We start from the raw sequence: 19,486 nt of genomic DNA on the forward strand, positions 1-19,486 counted from the left end.
TTTGCGCTAATCCCATACGGTTTAAAAAATATGGAAGATAAGAATGCGTGTTCCCGTTTATTATACAGTGTTGCCTACATGGATGCAAACCATAATATATAGAATGCTAAGGAGACTGATCCCATGGATATTACCTCGATTATCGGCCTCCTGGCCGGACTTGCCGCGCTGATTGGCGGTTTTTTTCTGGAAGGCGGAACCCTGTCCGGACTGCTTCAGCCGAACGCCGCACTGATAGTGTTCGGAGGCACGCTGGCCGCAGTACTCGTCAGCTTTCCCGCCTCCCGGCTGCGCTCTGTACCGGCTGCGCTGCGCTTCGCGTTTGGCAGACAAGCCGATACCAATACTGAAAGAGCCGCAGAGCTGGTGACCATGGCGGCAACTGTCCGCCGGGGCGGTGTCCTGGCACTGGAGCGGCAGGCCGAGGATCATTCCGACCCCTATACCCGTGAGGGCTTGCTGCTGATTGTGGACGGTGCTGACCCGGACCAGGTGCGGCAGATTCTGGAGCTTGATATGGATGCCAAAGAACTCAAATACGGCAGCTACGCCAAAATCTTTGAGGCAGCCGGGGGCTACGCTCCTACAATGGGCATTATCGGTACCGTCATGGGTCTTATACATGTGCTGGGCAGCCTCTCCGACCCGTCCACACTTGGTTCCTCCATTGCCGTTGCCTTTACGGCGACCTTGTATGGTGTAGCGAGCGCTAATTTAATATTTTTACCCATCGCTTCCAAAATCAAATCCCGCAGCCAGACGGAGCTGGCCACCATGGAAATGCTGCTGGTCGGTATCCTCGCCCTGCAGAACGGAGATCCTCCGCATCTGGTGCGCAAGAAGCTGAGCTCCTTCGTCCCGGATGATGCCGGCGCAGATTCAGACGGTCTGCCAAGAGGTCTGCTATGAGGCAGAGAAACCGGCGTGTACCGGGATTAGACGGGCATGAACCGCGGGACCGCTGGATGATAACCTATGCAGATCTGATTACGCTGCTGCTGATTTTTTTCGTCGTCATGTATGCTATGAGCAGTCTGGATACGGAGAAGTACAAGATTGTAACCGGCTCATTGTCCGAAACCTTCCGCAGCGGCAACCCTGTACTCGAAGGCGGGAGCGGTGTGCTGGACGGAGAAGACGGAAGTCAGGATACCCCAACTGCAGGAGGGCAAAACGAAGGAAGCAACAGCGGGAACGGTGCGGCTGATTCCGGTAACGACGGAACAGGCAATACAGGCACCGGCTCCGGAACAGCACCTTCAGCAGAAGGACAGGATGGAGATCAGCCGCCGTCCGCGCGCGAGCTGGCCTTCCGCGAGCAGGAAGCCAAGCTGAATGCGCTTATGGACGTGATCACCACCTATGTAGAGGATAACAACCTCGGTGACCAGATTTTTGTGGCGGACAAGCCGCAGGGCATTGCCATTACGCTTAGCGACCGCTTCCTGTTTGATGCCGGACGAGCCGAGCTGAAGCCGCCGGCTTTTCCGGCGCTGCGCCAGCTCTCAGGATTGTTCAGCGGGATTGGCGCGTCGATCAGCATTGAGGGGCACACAGACAATACACCGGTATCTGCCGGCTCGCAGTACAACGACAACTGGGAGCTTTCCGGAGACCGCGCCTTATCGGTACTGCGCTTTTTTCTGGACAATGAGGGGCTTGACCCCGGAACCTTTCAGTATGCTGGATATGCCGACACCCGGCCCGCTTACGATAACTCTACCGCAGAAGGGCGCCAGAAAAACCGCCGTGTGGAACTGATTGTGCTCCGTCAGCTTCAGGAGGAAGAATAGCAGATTCATTTCACCCAAGAGATCAGCAGAGTTTAATATCTAAATTTTGCTGATAGGGAGTCTGAAATTGAATGAATAAACTCCATGAAATAACAACTGAATCCTCACGATATTGGGGTATGATCCGACTATATATCTCTTTGCTGCTCACTGCTTTTGTCTCAACCTGGATTACTTTGGGGATTGGTTTTACATCCAATGTACTAATTATGTTTACTTCGCAGGATTTTTTCTGGGAGGAAATGGCCTACAGCTATCCCGTCAGCAAGCTGGTCTGGATGGCAGTGCTGTATGTGCTGGCCGGAGGAACGTTTGCCTTGGCCTGGTATGTCTATTGGCGGACACTTTCCAGTCATTCGGAGACCAGAGTCATCCGCTGCTTTCCACTGCAGCTACTGTTTGCTTACGTACCGCTGCTACTGCTTTTTTTGCAGATAAACCCTGTTTATAACCCGGATCAGATGATTCCCTTAGCCGCTGGCGAAGTGAAATATTTCCTCTGTTTAGGTATGTCTGCAGTACTGCTATTTCCGTTTTACTCTATTTTCACCTACCGTTTTGTGCTGCATGTCAACGCTTCGCCAAGCCGTACTATTAGGCTTCCGCTCCTCCTCATTTCATTTGCACTAATTGGCATCGGTCTGCTGCCGCTGTTATGGCGGCTCGCCCCATATCTTTACCCTGAGCTCAACAACTTCCCAAACCTTTATTAAGGACAGCTGTGTAAACAGCACAAAGAGACGAAATCGACGCGGCTGATTAAACCGCGCAGCAATTTCGTCTGCTATATTACAGGTACTCCTCCTTCTAAGAAGGCGAGAGCACCTGTTTTTTATTTGCACAAATGGTATGTCCTTTATTCCCCGATCAGTTCCCGGTAAGCAGCCGCATCCAGCAGTCCGGAGGCAGCCTCGCTGAACTCGCCGTCAAGCTCAAGCTCAAAAATCCAGCCGCCGCTGTAAGGCTCATCGTTAAGCAGCTCCGGGCTGGCTTCCAGTGCATCGTTGATCCGGGTCACCTTTCCCGAGACGGGTGAATATAATTCGGAAACTGTCTTTACAGACTCAATGCTGCCTACGCTGTCGCCTGCCGAAATAGCAGCCCCTACTTCAGGAAATTCCACAAATACGATATCCCCGAGCAGATGCTGGGCATGATCTGTAATCCCGACCCGTACTACGCGTCCTTCACCCTGCTGAGCCCATTCATGCTCTTCACTGTAACGCAGGTTGTCTAACACTTCACTCATTTCAAGCCGCCTCATTTCCGAATTTGGTGTTGTAAATGTAGTTATAGACTAAAATACGTGCTTGCGCAATGTCAATATAACTGACAGGAAATTTAATTTTGTCATCTTTTTGACGTTTTTTATGTTGACGGGCGGCTCAATACCCGGTTTAATGGAGACATTAGAAGTTCATATGGTTTGCGAATGATGGCATAGGGAGAGACTGCCTCCCGAAGACAGCGCCGAAGGAGTAAGCCCCGCGCGGGTGAATCTCTCAGGCAAAAGGACCTGTGCCGGACGCATCTCTGGAGAGCATCAGTCCCTGCATCCGCAGCGCACTGATCACCAACGGGGAAACCTGCCGAAATAGCTCCGGGCGGGGTAACTCTCAGGTACAAAGGACAGAGCGGAACGCTATTATGCACGTTAAGTGCGTATTTTAGTGACCGCTCTGTCCTTTTTTTGTTGTCTATCGGAACAGCCGCTTTGGCTTGTGTGTAATCAGATCAGGGGAGTGAGCACATGGATGCTTTGAAGAGAACGCCTTTTTACAGCCTTTATTCCGCTTATGCGGAGGCCAGATGCATCGATTTCGGCGGCTGGGAGCTGCCGGTGCAGTTTACAGGGATCGTCAAGGAGCATGAAGCGGTCCGCCAGCAGGCCGGATTGTTCGATGTATCGCATATGGGGGAATTCATGGTCAGCGGGAGCGGCTCAGAAGCCTTTCTGCAAAAGATGACGACGAACGATGTCAGCCGGCTGGCTGACGGTGCGGCACAGTACACCCTTATGCTGTATCCAAACGGCGGGGTCGTAGATGACCTGCTTGTCTACCGCCTTGGTGAGGAGCGCTACATGCTTGTTGTCAATGCCTCCAACATCGATAAGGATTTCCAGTGGCTGCAGGAACATTTAATTGCTGAATTCAGCGGAGTGAGCCTGAAGAATGTCTCTGATGATACGCTGCTGCTGGCACTGCAAGGGCCGCTGGCAGAAACGATTCTCCGTGAAGTTACCTCGGCAAATGTTGCTGGGCTTAAGCCTTTCCACTTCATCGAAAAAGCCGAGGTCTGCGGCGTAGAGGTACTGCTCTCCCGTACCGGCTACACCGGCGAAGACGGCTTCGAGCTGTACGCCCCGGTGGATACGGCCGCTGCTTTGTGGAACGGCCTGCTCGCAGCCGGCGCCCCGCATGGCCTGACGCCAGCCGGCCTCGGCGCACGCGACACGCTCCGCTTCGAGGCCAAGCTGCCGCTTTACGGACAGGAGCTGTCGGCAGACATCACCCCGCTGGAAGCGGGCGTGCAGTTCTTCGTCAAGCTGGACAAAACCGACTTCATCGGCAAGGATGCGCTGGTGCAGCAGAAGGAAGCAGGACTGCCCCGCCGCTTAGTCGGGCTTGAGATGATTGACCGCGGGATTCCGCGTTCCCATTATCCCGTATACGCGGACGGCGTAAAGATCGGTGAAGTAACAACCGGGACCCAGTCCCCGACGCTAAAGCGTAACCTGGGGCTTGCACTGATTGATGCGGCCTACAGCGGAATCGGCACAGAGGTTAATGTGGAGATCCGCGGCAAACAGCTGAAAGCAGCTGTGGTTAAAGCGCCATTTTATAAAAAGAGCCAAGGAGTGAAGCCGTAATGAAGCACCGCTATCTGCCCATGACCGAACAGGACCGCCAGGAGATGCTGGAAGCGGTCGGTATTCAGTCCGTAGATGAATTGTTCGCTGATATTCCGCAGTCTGTCCGCTACCAGGGTACTATGCCGATGTCGGAAGCGCTGGATGAATACGCACTGCTCCGCCATATGAAAGAGCTGGCTGACAAGAATGCCAGTTTTGATACTCACACCAGCTTCCTTGGAGCCGGAATTTATGACCATCATATCCCGGTTGTTATCAACCATGTGATTTCCCGTTCGGAGTTCTATACTGCTTATACCCCGTATCAGCCGGAGATCAGCCAGGGCGAGCTGCAGGCGATTTTCGAGTTTCAATCCTATATCTGCGAGCTTACCGGCATGAAGGTGGCCAACGCCAGCATGTACGACGGCGCTACTGCCTTCGCAGAAGCAGCAGTTCTGGCAGCAGGTGCTACCAAACGCAAAAAGCTGATCGTTTCCCGCACCGTCCATCCCGAAGCCCGCCAAGTATTGGCTACATCGGCCGGTGCCTGGGGACTTGAAGTTGTGGAAATTGATTATAAAGACGGCGTAACCGATCAAGCCAAGCTGGCCGAAGCAATCGACGCGGATACTGCAGCTGTACTGGTGCAGTCACCGAACTTCTTCGGAGCGATCGAGGATCTCGGTGCAATCGAACCGCTGATCCATGCGGTCAAAGGATTGCTCGTTGTCAGCGCCAACCCGCTGGCACTGGGCGTTCTGGAAACGCCGGGCAAGCTCGGAGCCGACATTGTAGTCGGTGACGCGCAGCCGCTGGGCATTCCTGCTTCGCTTGGCGGACCTACCTGCGGATTCTTTGCTGTAGCCGAGCCGCTGATGCGCCGGATGCCGGGCCGGATCGTCGGCCAGACCGTTGACCGTAACGGCAAACGCGGATTCGTGCTCACACTGCAGGCCCGCGAGCAGCATATCCGCCGTGAAAAGGCGACCTCCAACATCTGCTCCAATCAGGCGCTGCTGGCGCTCTGCGCTTCCGTCTACCTGTCCGTTATGGGAAAAGAGGGCATGCGTGAGGTCGGCGAGCTGAATATCCGCAAGAGCCATTATGCTGCCGGCAAACTTGGAAAGCTTACAGGCGCTGCTCCGGCATTCACCGCTCCGTTCTTTAATGAATTCGTGCTGAAGCTTCCTGAGGGAAGCAGTGTCAGTGAAATCAATTCGATGCTTGTTAAGGAGGGCTACCTCGGCGGTTACGACCTCGGCCGTGATTATCCCGAGCTGGCCGGACATATGCTGGTTGCCGTTACAGAGAAAAGAAGCAAGTCGGAGATTGATCAATTCGCAAGTGTACTGGAGGGCTGTTTATGAAACCGGAACAAAGTCTGATTTTTGAGCTTAGCCGTCCCGGCCGCTCAGCCTATTCCCTGCCGGTATGCGATGTTCCCGAAGATGAAGGTATTGATTCGCTGATTCCCGCCGGTCTGCTGCGCAGCGAACCTGTCGTTCTGCCGGAAGTATCCGAAGTGGATGTCATCCGCCATTACACTGCCCTTTCCCGCCGCAACTTCGGCGTCGACAACGGCTTCTATCCGCTCGGCTCCTGTACGATGAAATACAATCCGAAGATCAATGAGGATGTTGCCCGCTTCCCGGGTCTGGCTAAGATTCATCCGTACCAGCCGGAAGAGAGCATTCAGGGTGCCCTTGAATTAATGTATACTCTGCAAAAAGATCTGGCCGCCCTGACCGGCATGGATGCCGTCTCTCTCCAGCCTGCTGCCGGCGCCCACGGGGAATGGACCGGCCTGATGATGATCCGCGCCTACCACGAAAGCCGCGGCGAGAAGCGCACGAAGGTCATCGTGCCGGACTCCTCGCACGGCACCAACCCGGCCAGCGCTGCAGCTGCGGGTCTTGAAACCGTAACGATCCCGTCCAACGCCAAAGGCATGGTTGACCTGGAAGCCCTGAAGGCTGCAGTCGGCAGTGACACGGCTGCGCTGATGCTGACTAACCCGAGCACGCTCGGCCTGTTCGAAACGCAGATTGTCGAGATTGCCGAGATCGTTCACGAAGCAGGCGGCCTGCTGTATTACGATGGCGCAAACTCCAATGCCATCATGGGCATTACCCGTCCGGGCGACATGGGCTTTGACGTTGTGCACTTGAATCTGCACAAAACCATGAGCACCCCGCACGGCGGCGGCGGCCCGGGAGCCGGACCTGTCGGCGTGAAGTCGATCCTGATCCCATTCCTGCCGCAGCCAACTGTCGTCCAGAACGAAGACAGCAGCTACTCGCTGAACTACGGCGGGCCGGAATCCATCGGCCGGGTTAAAGCTTTTTACGGCAACTTCGGCATTCTTGTCCGTGCCTATGCTTACATTCGCACATATGGACCGGATGGCCTGCGCGAGGTATCCGAGAACGCTGTGCTGAATGCCAACTATATGATGCACCGGCTGGCACCGTATTTTGAAATCCCGTATCCGGGCGTCTGCAAGCATGAGTTCGTCATGTCAGGACGCAATCTCAAGCAATACGGGGTGCGTACGCTGGATGTAGCCAAACGGCTGCTCGACTTCGGCTATCACCCGCCAACTGTCTACTTCCCGCTCACCGTCGAAGAGTGCATGATGATTGAGCCGACCGAGACCGAAAGCAAGGAAACACTCGACGGCTTTATTGAAACGATGATCCAGATCGTCAAGGAAGCCCAGGAGACGCCGGAGATCGTCATCAACGCTCCGCACACGACCGAAATCAGCCGTCTGGATGAAACCCAGGCTGCACGCAAGCCGGTATTGAACTGCTCTTGCGGTTAACCTGTCTAAATACCTGTAATACAATTAATAGCCGGTCCGGATACCAAGTATCCCGGGCCGGCTTTTTCTGCCGCTTCCGTGAACAATACAATCCAACCAATCTGCTTACCCAATATATATTTCAGTTGCCGATCTATTCCGCCAGTTTTCGACAGTAAACAAGTGCTATATTTAATAGAATGTCGTTTTTGCAGCACTATTTGGAATAAAGGAGGAGTAGCCTTGAGTATTATAGAAGCCCGGGGACTGACCAAGTCCTTTGTGCAGGCTGTGAAAGAGCCGGGATTGAAAGGTGCGCTCAAGCATCTGATTGTCCCCAGGAACATTACAAAAGTGGCTGTTCATCCGCTGGATCTCAGCATCGAAACCGGTGAAACTGTCGCCTACGTGGGACCGAACGGTGCCGGGAAGTCCACGACGATAAAGATGCTAAGCGGCATCCTGAAGCCGTCCGGGGGCAGCATTTCTGTAAACGGTATCAATCCGTACAAAAAAAGAATGGAGAACGCCGCCGGGATCGGAGCCGTCTTCGGCCAGCGGACCCAGCTGTGGTGGGACATCCCGATTGTCGAATCCTTTTCGCTGCTGAAGGATATTTACCAGATCCCTGATCCGGTATACCGGAATAATCTGGAGCAGTTTATTGAACTCCTGGGCATGAATGAATTCATTCATTTATCCGCCCGGAAGCTCTCACTGGGGCAGCGCATGCGCGCCGATCTGGCTGCAGCCCTTTTACATAATCCGCCCATTGTCTATCTCGATGAGCCGACGATCGGGCTTGATGTATCCGTAAAGCAGAAAATCCGCGAATTTATCAAAAAGATTAATCAGGAGCAGCAGACCACCGTCATGCTGACCACCCATGATCTTGGCGACATTGAGGACCTGTGTAAACGGCTGATTATCATCGACCACGGCATGATTATTTATGACGGCAGCCTGAGCGAAGTGAAATCACGGTTTGCGAGGAGCCGGGTCATCTTCTTTCAGGTCGGTTCACCCATGCCGGAGCTGTTCGCAGAGCTGGAGCGGACTCCCGGAATCAGGCTTACGCTGCAGAATGATCAGGAATTCTCTGTTGCTTTTGACCGGTATGAATATACCGCCAGCGATGTGGTCAGCCGGGTGATGCGCCATGGCGAGGTGATTGACTTCCGGATGGAGGATGCCAACATTGAGCAGGTGATCAAGGCTGTATATGACGGTAATCTCGACCTCAATCAGCAGGCCCAATAAGAAAGGAGGACCTTCACAGCCATGTCTGCCATTTCACTAAAAAAATACAGAAGCATTGCAAACCGCTCCCTGCAAAATGTGCTGGCCTACCGTACCTCCTACGTGATCGGCTTTTTGGCTAATACCGTGAACCTGCTGGCGATCTACTTTTTGTGGCAGGGCATTTACAGCGGCCGCAGCGAGGTCGGCGGGTATACCTGGGATCAGATGAAGACCTACCTGCTGGTCACCTTTTTAGCCAACTCCGTACTCTCCTGGTATTCCGAAACCTCTATCTCCGGCAAAATCCTGGACGGCAGTGTAGCGATGGATCTGCTGAAGCCGCTTGATTTCCAGAGTGCCCGCTTCTCCGAGACACTGGGGGCCAGTCTGCTGGAGGGTGGAATGAGCGCGGTTCTGCTGACGCTTTTTGCTTCCTTTGTGTCCGGAATTACCCTGCCGCATTCGCCGCTTGTCTATGTGCTGTTTGCCGTAAGCCTGCTCTGCGCCGTTTTGGTCAAATTCGGTGTGGTGTATCTCGCGGCGTTGCTCTGCTTCTGGTCGACCGGCTCAATGGGTATCGTCTGGACGCGGATTGCTGTTACTAACCTGCTGTCCGGTGCGCTGGTGCCCTTGGCTTTTTTCCCGGACTGGCTGGAGCGGCTGGCCTTGTGGCTGCCGTTTCAAAGCATCATCCACACGCCGACGATGATCTTTTTGCAGCAGGCCGGTACTGCCGAGAGTCTGAAGCTGATTGCCTTGCAGGCATTCTGGGGAATCGCCCTGTGGTTCGCCGGCAAAGCGATGTGGAACTGGGCGGTCCGCCAGGTAACGATTCATGGAGGTTAAGCTGAAAGGAGTGAGAACCGGTGCGGGTGTCACGGATGTTTTATCTGTATAGAAGGCTGTACGTACAGCAGCTCAAAGCTATACTCGAATATAATAAGGATTTCTATATATTAATGTGTTCTGCCGCGTTAACGCAGGTGCTCGGCTTTGTGTTCCTCTGGGTCATTTATGACCGGATACCCGACATCAACGGCTGGCAGTTCTGGGAAGTGACGTTTATGTATGCGATGATTTTTGTGACGGAGGGCGTCGGATCGCTGTTCTTTGAAGGCACCTGGCGGATGAGCCGGCTGGTTAATCTGGGCGAAATGGACCGCTACCTGCTGCGTCCGGTACCTGTTGTGCTGCAGGTCTTCTGTACAGGGATCGGGATTAATGGTCTCGGCAACCTGCTGATCGGCGGAGTCATCATCTGGCAGTCGCTGGTCCATGGCAATGTGAACTGGACTCCAGGTAAAATCGCCATTATCCTCCTGCTCCTGATAACGGCGGTGATTATCCGCGTATCAATCAATCTGGCAGCCAATTCAGCCGCCTTCTGGATCAAGAATGCCGGCAACGCCTTTCCGCTGATGGTCCATAACCTGGCCGATCTGGCCAAGTACCCGCTGTCGCTTTTTCCGCAGGCGATCCGTGTATTTGTCTCCACCGTGCTGCCGTATGCTTTTATCAGCTTCTACCCGGCTACTTATATTTTCGGCAAAAGCGGCTGGTCCGGCTGGTGGATGCTCGCCCCTGTTGCCGCAATAGGGAGTATGGCAGCCGCGTACGGCATCTTCCGTTTCGGACTGTCACGTTATGAGAGCACGGGCAATTAGCCGCGCGGGCGCTTGCTGACCTTACTGATGCGGCGCATCTCAAACTACAGGGGCAGTGCGGAATTTCCGCACTGCCCCTGGCCTTTATCCTGAAATGTTTGACTGTATCATATTCCGCTTCACAATCAACCCATCCTTACAATGCCGCTTCGGCCTTCTTCCCCGCTTCCTTCCGCTCCTTGGCCGATCTGCGGAAATACAGCAGCTCATATACCGCCGGTACAACCAGCAGCGTCAGAACGGTTGCTGCCGTCAGGCCGCCGATTACGACAATCGCCAGGCTCTGGGAGACGATGCTGCCCTGCTCGGAATGTCCGAACAGCAGCGGCAGCATGGCGCAGACGGTGGCAATTGCGGTCATCAGAATCGGGCGCATCCGTGTTCCCGCCGCTTCAAGAATGGCCGCACGGATGGTCATATGCTCTTCATTCTGCTTAATCCGGTCTATCAGAACAACCGCATTAGTGACTACAATACCGATCAGCATCAGGGCACCGAACAATGCGGTAAAGTCAGGCGTTATGCCCGAGATGATTAAGGCCACAATGGCTCCGATTGCCGCCAGCGGCAGCGAGAACATGATTGCAAGCGGCGCACGCAGTGTCTTGAAGGTCAGCACCATGATCAGGTACACCAGACCGATCGAGATCAGGGCTGTCATTCCAAGATCGCCGAAATCGCCGGCCTGGTCAGCGGAGGCTCCCCCGGCAAACAGGGTTACGCCTTCAGGCAGGACAAGACCGTCTGTCTGCTTTTTGATCTCTGCCCCGATTGCCGACACCTTCTTCGCATCCACCTCTGCGGTAATCCGCACATAAGGCTTGCCGTCCTTATGGTAGAGCATCGCAGGCTGCTCCGTTACCTCAAGCGAAGCTACAGCCGAGAGCAGCTGCGGCCCTCCGGAGGTCATTACCGTAATCTGCTTGAGGTCCTCCTGCGACTGCGGCTGCAGCACCGGCTCCAGCATAACCGCCGCCGGTGAGCCCTCCAGCTCCATCTGCCCTAGCGGAACCGGATTAAGCATGGCTGCAAGCTGCATGGAGATTTCCTGGGCATTTGCTGCTGCGGGATCAACGTTGAAGGCAAATACCGGCTTCGTATCCTCCATATTGCTGCTGACTTTTTGTACACCATCCACAGCCTCAATCTTAACAATCGCTTCTTCCGCGACCGTCCGGATTGCCGCAAGGTTATCACCGGAAATATCCACATACTCACTTGTAGAACCAGATCCCATCATACTGGCTTCATTTGCCGTCAGTGTGGCTCCTTCATAGCTGTTCTGCAGACCGCGGACATGATCGAGGAACTGCTGGGCGTCGGCATCCTCCTTCATCAGCACCGTGTAGTCTACCTGAGTGAGTGAGCTCACTGTACCCCATCTGGCCATATCGGCACTGTTGCCGGATTGCATAATAACCGTCTCTGCCTCCGGCCGGCTGATCATCTCCTGCTCCAGCTGTTTGCCCTTCTCCAGCACCTCGGCTACCGGCACATCATTCGGATATACGAGCTGGACGCTGACCATACTGGCGTCCGCAGCATCAAGCGCCCCCTTTGGCATGGCAACGTAAGCGGCGATGGAGCCGGCAAGCAGCACCAGACCAGCCGTCAGCGTAATCCACTTGCGGTGCAGATTCCAGTCGAGAAAGCGGATAAACCATTTGGCAGGCTCATGCTCCTTCATGGATGTTCCGCGTAACAGCCATGCGCTCAGCAGCGGCACTACCGTTAGCGCTACAACCAGCGAGGTCAGCAGCGAATAGGTTACCGTCAGCGCAAACGGCAGCAGGAAATCCTGCAGGCTGCCGCGCAGCAGACCCATCGGCAGGAACACCGCAACGGTGGCAATCGTCGAGGTGGTGATGGCTCTGGCGACCTCGCCGGTTGCGCTGATTACCATATCACGGGACAGCGGCTCCTTTTGCAGCCGGCGGTATATATTCTCAATTACAACGATGCTGTCATCGACCAGCCGGCCTACCGCAACGGCAACACCGCCTAGTGTGACGATATTCAGCGTGATGCCGGAAACCTTGAGCAGATACAGCGTCACGGCCAGAGACAGCGGGATGGATACTGCCGTTATCAGCGTAGCCCGGATGTTGCGCAGGAACAGCAGAATGACAACTGTAGCGAACAAAGCACCAAGCAGCACCTCACGCATCATGCTGTTGACCGAGGTGACGACCATGTCAGAGGTGCTGAAGATAACGGAAAGCTCGGCACCCGGCACACTTTTATTAATATCATCCGCGGCGTCCCGCACCTTCTCACCGACATCAACCGCATTCGCACCGGCTTCCTTGGTAATAATCGCGAACAGCACATCCTTGCCGTTGGAGCGGCTGACGCTCTCCTGATCCGCTTTGACCGTAACCGCAGCAATATCCTGCAGCGTTACGCCGGCGGCTAACGGGAGACTCTTTAACGTGTCCAGGCTGTCAATGGAAGACGTAATATTTACATTCCCCGTCTGCCCGCCGATTGTCTGCTCCCCGATAGAAGCTGATACGCTGCGGCCTTGGAGCAATCCCAGTACCTGTGCTGTGGTGACACCCTTTGCCGCCATCGCCTGCGGGTCCAGCTTCACATTCACCTGCGGGCTGGTTTTGCCGTAGAGCGCTACACTGGCTACGCCGTCTATCTTTTGCAGCTGAGGAATAATCGTATTCTCGGCAACCTCCACATTCTCCTTGGTCAACCCGTCCTCGAAAGATAACGTTGTCTGAGCGACCGGAATCATGGAGGTGTTCAGCTGCACAATGAAAGGGTCCATTACTCCTTCCGGGAATTGCAGCGCACCGACCGCCTTTTCAACTTCCTGTGAGGCCTCCTTCATATCGCTTTTTCCGTCAAAAAAAAGATCCACCTTCGCATACCCGTCCCCCGAGGTGGACATCTGCCCGGTTTTACCTTTTAACGCTGCAGTTGCCGCCTCGATCGGCTTCGTAACCTTACTTTCCATCGAATGTGCGTCCTGGCCCGGACCCAGTACCGTAACGGTCACCTGCGGATTGTCAGCCTCCGGCATGAATTCCATTGGCAGTGTGGTATAACTCAGCATCCCCACTACAAGCGCCATTACGACGAGAAGACCTACTGCCCCTTTATTGCCGAAGGACCATTTTGTAAACCAATTCATTGTTCCTGTACCCCTTCCACTCTCCTGATTTGAGAAGCCTTATGTCTGCGTTCCTTATGTATGAGCTGCTTTCTTGCTTTAGTGTAGTGTCTTTAACAGAATGCCAAAACCGCCCGGCGGCTGGTTTCCGGCCCGGTCTCAAGACGGAGCGTGTCTCACTCCCTGGACAGAGGAAGGCAGAGGGAGCAGACCATCTAAGGGAATACGGCGCAAAAGGCCCCTCTGCATACACAGAAGGGCTTACAGTAATCGGTCTCTGATTCGGGAAAGCGCTGTTCCCTGTTAGCGGACAGCCCTACACCGCCCTCAGGCGCTGACGCCCGCTTCATTCGGACGCAGAGTTGCCGAACCGAGCGCGAGCAGGATGACCGCCATCAGGCCAAGGACCGCAAAGGGCAGCCACAGCTCGTTCCAGCCGCCGCCCGTAGCCGCAATATCCACCGCCTGAATAGCCCATTTCTGCGGTGTGAAGTTGGCTGCCTTCTGCATGTATTCCGGCATAATGGACAGCGGCCAGAAGCAGCCGCCCAGCATGCAGGTCGGTGTAAGAATGAGCGCGTTCAGCATTCCGGCATTGCGCGGATTGCGGATCAGTCCGGCTACCGTGCCGGCGATGCCCATTGAAACAAGCATAAAGGCGGCCAGTACCAGGAAGTACAAATACATCGGGACTTCATAATCATAGCGCAACACCCATTTGCCGAGGACAAGCACAACGGCGATCTGGATGATGCCGACCAGAAAGCTGCCACAGAAGTTGCCCAGCGTAATCTCATAAGCGCGGACCGGCGCGCTGTACATCCGCATCATCGTCCGGCCTTTGCGGTCATCCATGATCTGATTGACCGTGCTTGTTACCAGACTCATCAGGAACATCAGGGTCATTCCGGTGATAACCCCCAGCGTTTGTCTGGGATACAGGTCATAATCCGTCCGCACGCTTCCGGCATTATGCTGCTCGGCCTGCTGCAGAATGGCAGCAAACTGTCCTGCCGGATCAGCAGAGCCCGCTCCCTTCACCGTGGCTGCGGTCACCAGCATCTGCCTCGCGATGGCGGCGGCTTTCATTTTGACCAGTACCGAATCCTCCGTAATCTTCAGCTCATATACCGTTAACTGCGGCTCTTTGCCGTCCAGCAGCTGTGCCGTGTAGTCCTGCGGAATCAGCAGACCGGCAATCCCGTCCTGGCCGATTACGCTTTCCTTCATATCCTGTTCACTACCGCTCTCGGCCAGCTTGTAATCCCCGGAACTCTCCAGCTCAGCCAGCAGATGTCTGCTTCCCGCACCGTTGTCCAGATTGGTATACAGCAAGGTGGCCGTTGAGCTATTTTCAAGGCCACCGGTAATGGAAATAATCCCTGCTACTACGATACTCGGCAGCAAAATATACAGCATCAGTCCTTTACGCGAGCCAATCGTCCGCTTTACCATATGCCAGCCGATTGTCCAGATATTACTCATGATAACCCACCTTCCGGTATGTGATGACCACTCCGCCGATCAGCACAAGGCACATTGCTGACATCACCAGCAGGTTCGGCAGAATCTGCTCAAAGCCGGAGTGCAGCATCATGCGGATAATCGCCTGCAGCTCCCAGTGGTTGATTGTAAACGCCCCGACACTGTTCACCCAGGAATCCGGCAGGGGAGCCATCCCTCCGCTGAGGAAGGTCATTCCTACCGTTACAACGTTAACGATATTCGTAGCGGTCGCATTTGTTTTGCTGAACATGCAGACCAGAATCGAGAACATCATCGAAGCAATGATCATCAGCAGGCAGAACAGCATCAGCAGCCACGGGCGGTTGCCCCAATAAACCCCGAACAGCACATTGGTACAAATAATAATCGCCGCACACTGCAGCACCGTAATGACGCCGACACCCAGCATTTTGCCGATGAACAGCTGCGAGCCCTTAACCGGCATCGAGTTGATCCGGAATAACGTATGATTATCCTTTTCGCTAAAAAGAGAGCCCGTAACCGTAAGCCCGCTGTACAAAAGAAACATCAGCAGCATGGACGCCGCATAGAACTGGGAGGCCGTATAGCTTTTCCCTCCATTATTTAGATTCCCCAGCTGTACTGCAGACTGGTCTCCCGTCACCGGCTGGACTGCCGCCAGGGCCTCAGGTCCCAGCGTCATTGCTGTCGCCTGCTTATAATTAATTTCGCTTAGGAAGTTGTCAAACACTGTGCCTGCGGTGGTATTGTCACTGTGGTTTTTACCGAGGATGAACTCCAGCTCCGCCTGGCCGCCGCTCTGGATCTCACTGTCGAATCCCTGCGGCACAATGACCGCATAGCCGTATTTTCCCGTGCGCAGCCCGCTTTCCGCTTCCTCACGGCTTGTTACCTCCACAGGGTTGATATAATCCTTAACCTCATCCGATTTCACAAAAGCATTCAGCATCGCTGATTGGGCCGGGGCCGCAGCTGCCGTATCGACAATAGCAACTTTCACCGGATTCACCGTCTCGGCGCCCTCTACCCCGACAACCCCTGAGAGTGAAGCCCCCAGCAGGAAAATCAGCACCACCGGCAGCAGGATCATATTGAGCAGCCAGGTGCGCGAACGCAGCTGCCGGCGCAGCTCATAGGTCATTATGGTCCAGATATTCATTCAGCGCTCCGCTCCTTCCTCAGTCCCGCAGGGTCCGTCCGGTCAGGCTAAGAAACAGCGTCTCCAGATCCGGCTCTTCGATATGCAGGGAAACAATGCTTCCTTCATGCCTGGAAAATATAAATAAAATATCCTGCAGCTCACTCTGTGAGGACGGCAGATACAGCTCAACAGTATCCTCTACAACCTCCACCCGGTTAATCCGCGGATGTCTGCCCAGCTCGCTGATCAGGCCTGGTGTAATATGGGTTGCTTTTATGACGATTTTTTCTTCATGGGCGACCCGGTCGCGCAGCTCCTTCTCGGTACCGCAGGCAATGATATGCCCTTTATCCATAATGGCTACCCGGTCGCAGATCGCTGCAACCTCCTCCATATAGTGGCTGGTGTAAATAATCGTCGAACCGAGCCTGTTCAGCGCCTTGACCGACTCCAGAATATGATTGCGCGACTGCGGGTCAATGCCGACGGTCGGCTCATCCATAATAATCAGCTTCGGGCGGTGCATGATCGCACAAGCGATATTCAGACGCCGCTTCATTCCTCCCGAGAACGTAGACGGCTTCTCTTTAGACCGGTCGCTGAGTCCGGTAAAAGCAAGCGCCTCCTCTGTCCGTTCCTTCAGCAGGCTGCCCCGCAGCCCGTACAGCTTGCCGAAGAACCGTACATTCTCCGCCGCGGTCATGTTGGCATAAAGCGCCAGATCCTGGGGAACGAGGCCAATCCGCTTTTTAACCTCAATCGGCTGCTCCTTCACGGATATCCCGTCGATCCGGATCTCACCGGAATCATATTTAAGCAGGCCGCAGATCATGCTGATGGTCGTGCTTTTCCCCGCTCCGTTTGGTCCCAGCAGCCCGAAGATTTCGCCTTCTTCAATACTGAAATTCACATGATCGACCGTAAGCTTCTGGTCATACCGTTTAACAACATCACTCAGCACTGCAAGAGTCATCCGCTCATCTCTCCTGTTCTTCTTGCTTCTATGGTTTCATTGTAGCGCATGGGGCGATCCGCCGGAGGTACGTTAAGTCATGAGCTGGTGGTGACTTAAGTCATCTCCTGAACCGGGAGCCGGGTATGCTAAGATGAATATAGACACTGACGGCCTTATATTATGATAAAAAGGATGAATCCCTTGACCAGAGAACTGCAGATCATCCGCTACGGACTGCTCATTATTCCGGCCATACTCTCCGTATATGTTTATGATTATCCGGACTACGGCTTGTTCACCTTCTACTTTCTGCTGCAGCTGCTGCTGGCGACCGCAGGCAGCCGGCTGCCCAGATCTTGGCCTGTGCTGGCTGCTATTCTTGAACTGCTATACAGTGCCTGGATGTGCCGGGAGTACGGGCTGATGATGATTTTTCCGGCGATCTCTGCGCTGCTCTGCTATTCCCGGCTGCTGCCCGGCTCAATGTCTATCCTGCTGGCCGGACTGCACCTGGGCGCTTTAAATGTTGCCTTCAGCGGGTCAGCCCTTCAGGAGCGGATCTACATGAATCTCACCTTCCTGCTGGCCGCCGGGCTGAACGAGCTGCTATGGCGGACCGGGCGCGGCCGGGAAGATACCCTGTTCCTGTATGACGAGCTGCGTAAAAAGCATTTTGAGCTGGATGAAGCCCGCAACCGGCTGCTGCAGTTCGCCTCCCAGGTGGAGAACGCGGCACAGGCAGAGGAACGTGTGCGGATCTCACGGCAGCTGCATGATGATATCGGCCACCGCCTGATCCGTGTCAAAATGATGGTTGAAGCCGCTATCCATACCCTGCCGGTCTCGCCTGAAGCAGGCCTGGACATGATGGGCCAGATCCGCGACCAGCTGGCCGCCAGTATGGACAATATGCGGACTGCCCTGCGGCAGGTTAACTACGCTCCACAGCTCGAGGGAGCCTACGCCCTGGACCGGCTGCTGGAGGAGACCGGGCGTGATACCGGTATAGAGACCTCTTATCAGGTAGAGGGATATGCTTATCCGCTCTATCCGAGCATACAGGTGGTGCTCTACAAAAATGCCCGGGAGGCATTAACCAATGCCCTGCGGCACGGAAAAGCGACCTCTGTCTGGATCTCTGTAAACTACAGTGAGCGTGAGGTTATTATGGAGGTCGGCAACAACGGCCTGCTGCCCGAAGACGATCAGCTGCGCAGGCTGCAGACGGGCGGCGGCATGGGGCTGAAAGGAATGAGCGAGCGCACCAGCCTTGTTGGCGGAACACTGGAGATGCGTGCGGCAGCGCCCTTTACGGTGGTAACCAAGCTGCCTGTTTACAGGCAGGGTGATTTTAAGTGAGTACATTAACTTAGTTCAATAAGAGAGGAGCTCTCTATATGATTAAAGTTGTAATTGTTGACGATGATCCTTTTATCCGTGAGAGCCTGAAGGTGCTGGTCGGCCTGGATGCGGAGATTGAGGTAGCCGGCTGTGCCGGTGACGGCCGTGAGGCGCTGACGCTGCTGCAGGAGCTGCCCGATGCCGCTGACGTTGTCCTGATGGATATCCGGATGCCCGGCTGCGACGGAGTCGAGGGGACCCGCCGGATTAAGGCGGCTTTTCCGCAGGTATCTGTCCTGATGCTGACCACCTTTGACGATGACGAATATATAATTGAAGCACTGCGGGGCGGAGCCAGCGGGTATCTGCTGAAGAATATTCCGCCTGACCGGATTATTCAGGGGATCAAAACCGTACATCAGGGCAATATGCTGATCCACCCCGACATTGCCCGCAAAATGGCGGGATTTCTCCAGCCTGCTCCAGCCAGGCCGGATGCCGGGGAGATTCCCCCTTTGGATTCCTGCGGTCTGACTAAGGCCGAGCACGGCATCGTCGCCTCCATTGCCGAAGGGCTCACCAATAAAGAGATCGCTGCCAAGCTGTTCCTGAGCGAGGGCACCGTCAAAAACTACATCACCGACATCCTCAGCAAGCTTGGCCTGCGTGACCGCACGCAGATTGCGATTTTTTATTTGAAGAGCTCGCGGGGGTAGCAGTGTAATAACGATTGCTGATACAATCCCCACCATATGAAGGCCTGACAGTCACCGCCATTACCAATGCTATAGCTGTACTCATCGGAGCAGGGAGTAAAAGGAAGGTGCGGCTGTAACTTATGACCAAACACACGGAGCCCCGCCTCCCCCGGCGCTAACGGACCCAGATGCCCTTATTTCCACCTTTATCCAACATCTGTCATGCTAACGGACACCATCGCCTTTATTTACCTGAATTCTTGGTGTAAATGGCTGTTTATTAAGAAATAAGAGCAGTACAGTCCGTTAAAATGGTAAAGTTGCTCCACAGGGCAAAATAACGTCACTCAGGTCCGTTAACTCACCAGTCTCCCGCTATC

At 54.6% G+C, this 19,486-nt stretch carries 16 protein-coding genes and 1 riboswitch; of the genes, 11 read left to right on the forward strand and 5 right to left on the reverse strand.

The window, feature by feature from the left end; genetic code table 11:
• Positions 1 to 123 precede the first annotated feature (123 nt).
• From NST84_RS27895 to NST84_RS27905, 3 genes are all read left to right on the forward strand, one after another.
• Complete coding sequence (locus NST84_RS27895; RefSeq protein ID WP_342563263.1) at positions 124 to 909, forward strand: flagellar motor protein; 786 nt, start codon at positions 124 to 126, stop codon at positions 907 to 909.
• Positions 906 to 1,793, forward strand: a complete 888-nt coding sequence (locus NST84_RS27900) for a flagellar motor protein MotB (protein ID WP_342563264.1) — start codon at positions 906 to 908, stop codon at positions 1,791 to 1,793. The genes NST84_RS27895 and NST84_RS27900 overlap by 4 nt, the downstream gene beginning before the upstream one ends.
• A gap of 242 nt (positions 1,794 to 2,035) precedes the next feature.
• A complete protein-coding gene (locus NST84_RS27905; RefSeq protein ID WP_342563265.1) occupies positions 2,036 to 2,506 on the forward strand; it encodes a hypothetical protein in 471 nt (156 codons plus the stop codon).
• 143 nt (positions 2,507 to 2,649) lie between these two features.
• Here NST84_RS27905 and gcvH read toward each other — a convergent pair whose 3' ends face one another.
• Positions 2,650 to 3,042 carry a glycine cleavage system protein GcvH gene (gene gcvH / locus NST84_RS27910; RefSeq protein WP_342563266.1) on the reverse strand — a complete coding sequence of 131 codons (393 nt, stop codon included), beginning with the start codon at positions 3,040 to 3,042 and terminating at the stop codon, positions 2,650 to 2,652.
• A gap of 183 nt (positions 3,043 to 3,225) precedes the next feature.
• Positions 3,226 to 3,321, forward strand: a riboswitch (glycine riboswitch).
• Positions 3,322 to 3,543: 222 nt separating this feature from the next.
• Between gcvH and gcvT the strand changes: the two genes are divergently transcribed.
• From gcvT to NST84_RS27940, 6 genes are all read left to right on the forward strand, one after another.
• Positions 3,544 to 4,665 carry a glycine cleavage system aminomethyltransferase GcvT gene (gene gcvT / locus NST84_RS27915; RefSeq protein WP_342563267.1) on the forward strand — a complete coding sequence of 374 codons (1,122 nt, stop codon included), beginning with the start codon at positions 3,544 to 3,546 and terminating at the stop codon, positions 4,663 to 4,665.
• Entirely contained in the window at positions 4,665 to 6,017 is a 1,353-nt protein-coding gene (gene gcvPA / locus NST84_RS27920) for an aminomethyl-transferring glycine dehydrogenase subunit GcvPA (protein WP_342563268.1), read from the forward strand. Before gcvT ends, gcvPA begins: the two co-directional genes overlap by 1 nt.
• On the forward strand, positions 6,014 to 7,474 hold the full coding sequence (gcvPB, locus tag NST84_RS27925) for an aminomethyl-transferring glycine dehydrogenase subunit GcvPB (RefSeq protein WP_342563269.1): 1,461 nt from the start codon (positions 6,014 to 6,016) through the stop codon (positions 7,472 to 7,474). Before gcvPA ends, gcvPB begins: the two co-directional genes overlap by 4 nt.
• 222 nt (positions 7,475 to 7,696) lie before the next feature.
• Positions 7,697 to 8,713 carry an ATP-binding cassette domain-containing protein gene (locus tag NST84_RS27930; protein ID WP_342563270.1) on the forward strand — a complete coding sequence of 339 codons (1,017 nt, stop codon included), beginning with the start codon at positions 7,697 to 7,699 and terminating at the stop codon, positions 8,711 to 8,713.
• Between the two features lie 21 nt (positions 8,714 to 8,734).
• Positions 8,735 to 9,541, forward strand: a complete 807-nt coding sequence (locus tag NST84_RS27935) for an ABC-2 family transporter protein (protein ID WP_342563271.1) — start codon at positions 8,735 to 8,737, stop codon at positions 9,539 to 9,541.
• 35 nt (positions 9,542 to 9,576) lie between these two features.
• Positions 9,577 to 10,359: an ABC-2 family transporter protein gene (locus tag NST84_RS27940; RefSeq protein ID WP_342563272.1), complete on the forward strand. Its 783-nt coding sequence runs from the start codon at positions 9,577 to 9,579 to the stop codon at positions 10,357 to 10,359.
• Positions 10,360 to 10,495: 136 nt separating this feature from the next.
• On the opposite strand, the gene NST84_RS27945 is transcribed toward NST84_RS27940, so the two are convergent.
• The 4 genes from NST84_RS27945 to NST84_RS27960 form a co-directional block, all read right to left on the reverse strand.
• Positions 10,496 to 13,504, reverse strand: coding sequence for an efflux RND transporter permease subunit (locus tag NST84_RS27945; RefSeq protein ID WP_342563273.1), 3,009 nt, complete (start codon positions 13,502 to 13,504; stop codon positions 10,496 to 10,498).
• A 306-nt stretch (positions 13,505 to 13,810) separates the two neighbouring features.
• Complete coding sequence (locus NST84_RS27950; RefSeq protein WP_342563274.1) at positions 13,811 to 14,968, reverse strand: ABC transporter permease; 1,158 nt, start codon at positions 14,966 to 14,968, stop codon at positions 13,811 to 13,813.
• Positions 14,961 to 16,130 carry an ABC transporter permease gene (locus tag NST84_RS27955; protein WP_342563275.1) on the reverse strand — a complete coding sequence of 390 codons (1,170 nt, stop codon included), beginning with the start codon at positions 16,128 to 16,130 and terminating at the stop codon, positions 14,961 to 14,963. Before NST84_RS27955 ends, NST84_RS27950 begins: the two co-directional genes overlap by 8 nt.
• 19 nt (positions 16,131 to 16,149) lie before the next feature.
• Positions 16,150 to 17,085: an ABC transporter ATP-binding protein gene (locus tag NST84_RS27960; protein WP_342563276.1), complete on the reverse strand. Its 936-nt coding sequence runs from the start codon at positions 17,083 to 17,085 to the stop codon at positions 16,150 to 16,152.
• A gap of 174 nt (positions 17,086 to 17,259) precedes the next feature.
• Here NST84_RS27960 and NST84_RS27965 point away from each other — a divergent pair, with 174 nt between their 5' ends.
• Both NST84_RS27965 and NST84_RS27970 read left to right on the forward strand, forming a co-directional pair.
• Positions 17,260 to 18,426 (forward strand): histidine kinase, encoded by a 1,167-nt coding sequence (locus tag NST84_RS27965; RefSeq protein WP_342566538.1) that lies wholly within the window; start codon positions 17,260 to 17,262, stop codon positions 18,424 to 18,426.
• Positions 18,427 to 18,464: 38 nt separating this feature from the next.
• Complete coding sequence (locus NST84_RS27970; protein WP_342563277.1) at positions 18,465 to 19,124, forward strand: response regulator transcription factor; 660 nt, start codon at positions 18,465 to 18,467, stop codon at positions 19,122 to 19,124.
• The last annotated feature ends 362 nt before the right edge of the window (positions 19,125 to 19,486 follow it).

Origin of the sequence: Paenibacillus sp. FSL R7-0345 (assembly GCF_038595055.1) — a bacterium.
Classification (GTDB): Bacteria; Bacillota; Bacilli; order Paenibacillales; family Paenibacillaceae; genus Paenibacillus_AQ.

Excerpts from the sequence above, each read along its gene's own strand:
- NST84_RS27895 (WP_342563263.1), top strand. The coding sequence starts at position 124 with ATGGATATTACCTCGATTATCGGCCTCCTGGCCGGACTTGCCGCGCTG.
- NST84_RS27900 (WP_342563264.1), top strand. The coding sequence starts at position 906 with ATGAGGCAGAGAAACCGGCGTGTACCGGGATTAGACGGGCATGAACCG.
- NST84_RS27905 (WP_342563265.1), top strand. The coding sequence starts at position 2,036 with ATGGCCTACAGCTATCCCGTCAGCAAGCTGGTCTGGATGGCAGTGCTG.
- gcvH (WP_342563266.1), bottom strand. The coding sequence starts at position 3,042 with ATGAGTGAAGTGTTAGACAACCTGCGTTACAGTGAAGAGCATGAATGG.
- gcvT (WP_342563267.1), top strand. The coding sequence starts at position 3,544 with ATGGATGCTTTGAAGAGAACGCCTTTTTACAGCCTTTATTCCGCTTAT.
- gcvPA (WP_342563268.1), top strand. The coding sequence starts at position 4,665 with ATGAAGCACCGCTATCTGCCCATGACCGAACAGGACCGCCAGGAGATG.
- gcvPB (WP_342563269.1), top strand. The coding sequence starts at position 6,014 with ATGAAACCGGAACAAAGTCTGATTTTTGAGCTTAGCCGTCCCGGCCGC.
- NST84_RS27935 (WP_342563271.1), top strand. The coding sequence starts at position 8,735 with ATGTCTGCCATTTCACTAAAAAAATACAGAAGCATTGCAAACCGCTCC.
- NST84_RS27940 (WP_342563272.1), top strand. The coding sequence starts at position 9,577 with ATGTTTTATCTGTATAGAAGGCTGTACGTACAGCAGCTCAAAGCTATA.
- NST84_RS27945 (WP_342563273.1), bottom strand. The coding sequence starts at position 13,504 with ATGAATTGGTTTACAAAATGGTCCTTCGGCAATAAAGGGGCAGTAGGT.
- NST84_RS27950 (WP_342563274.1), bottom strand. The coding sequence starts at position 14,968 with ATGAGTAATATCTGGACAATCGGCTGGCATATGGTAAAGCGGACGATT.
- NST84_RS27955 (WP_342563275.1), bottom strand. The coding sequence starts at position 16,130 with ATGAATATCTGGACCATAATGACCTATGAGCTGCGCCGGCAGCTGCGT.
- NST84_RS27960 (WP_342563276.1), bottom strand. The coding sequence starts at position 17,085 with ATGACTCTTGCAGTGCTGAGTGATGTTGTTAAACGGTATGACCAGAAG.
- NST84_RS27965 (WP_342566538.1), top strand. The coding sequence starts at position 17,260 with ATGAATCCCTTGACCAGAGAACTGCAGATCATCCGCTACGGACTGCTC.
- NST84_RS27970 (WP_342563277.1), top strand. The coding sequence starts at position 18,465 with ATGATTAAAGTTGTAATTGTTGACGATGATCCTTTTATCCGTGAGAGC.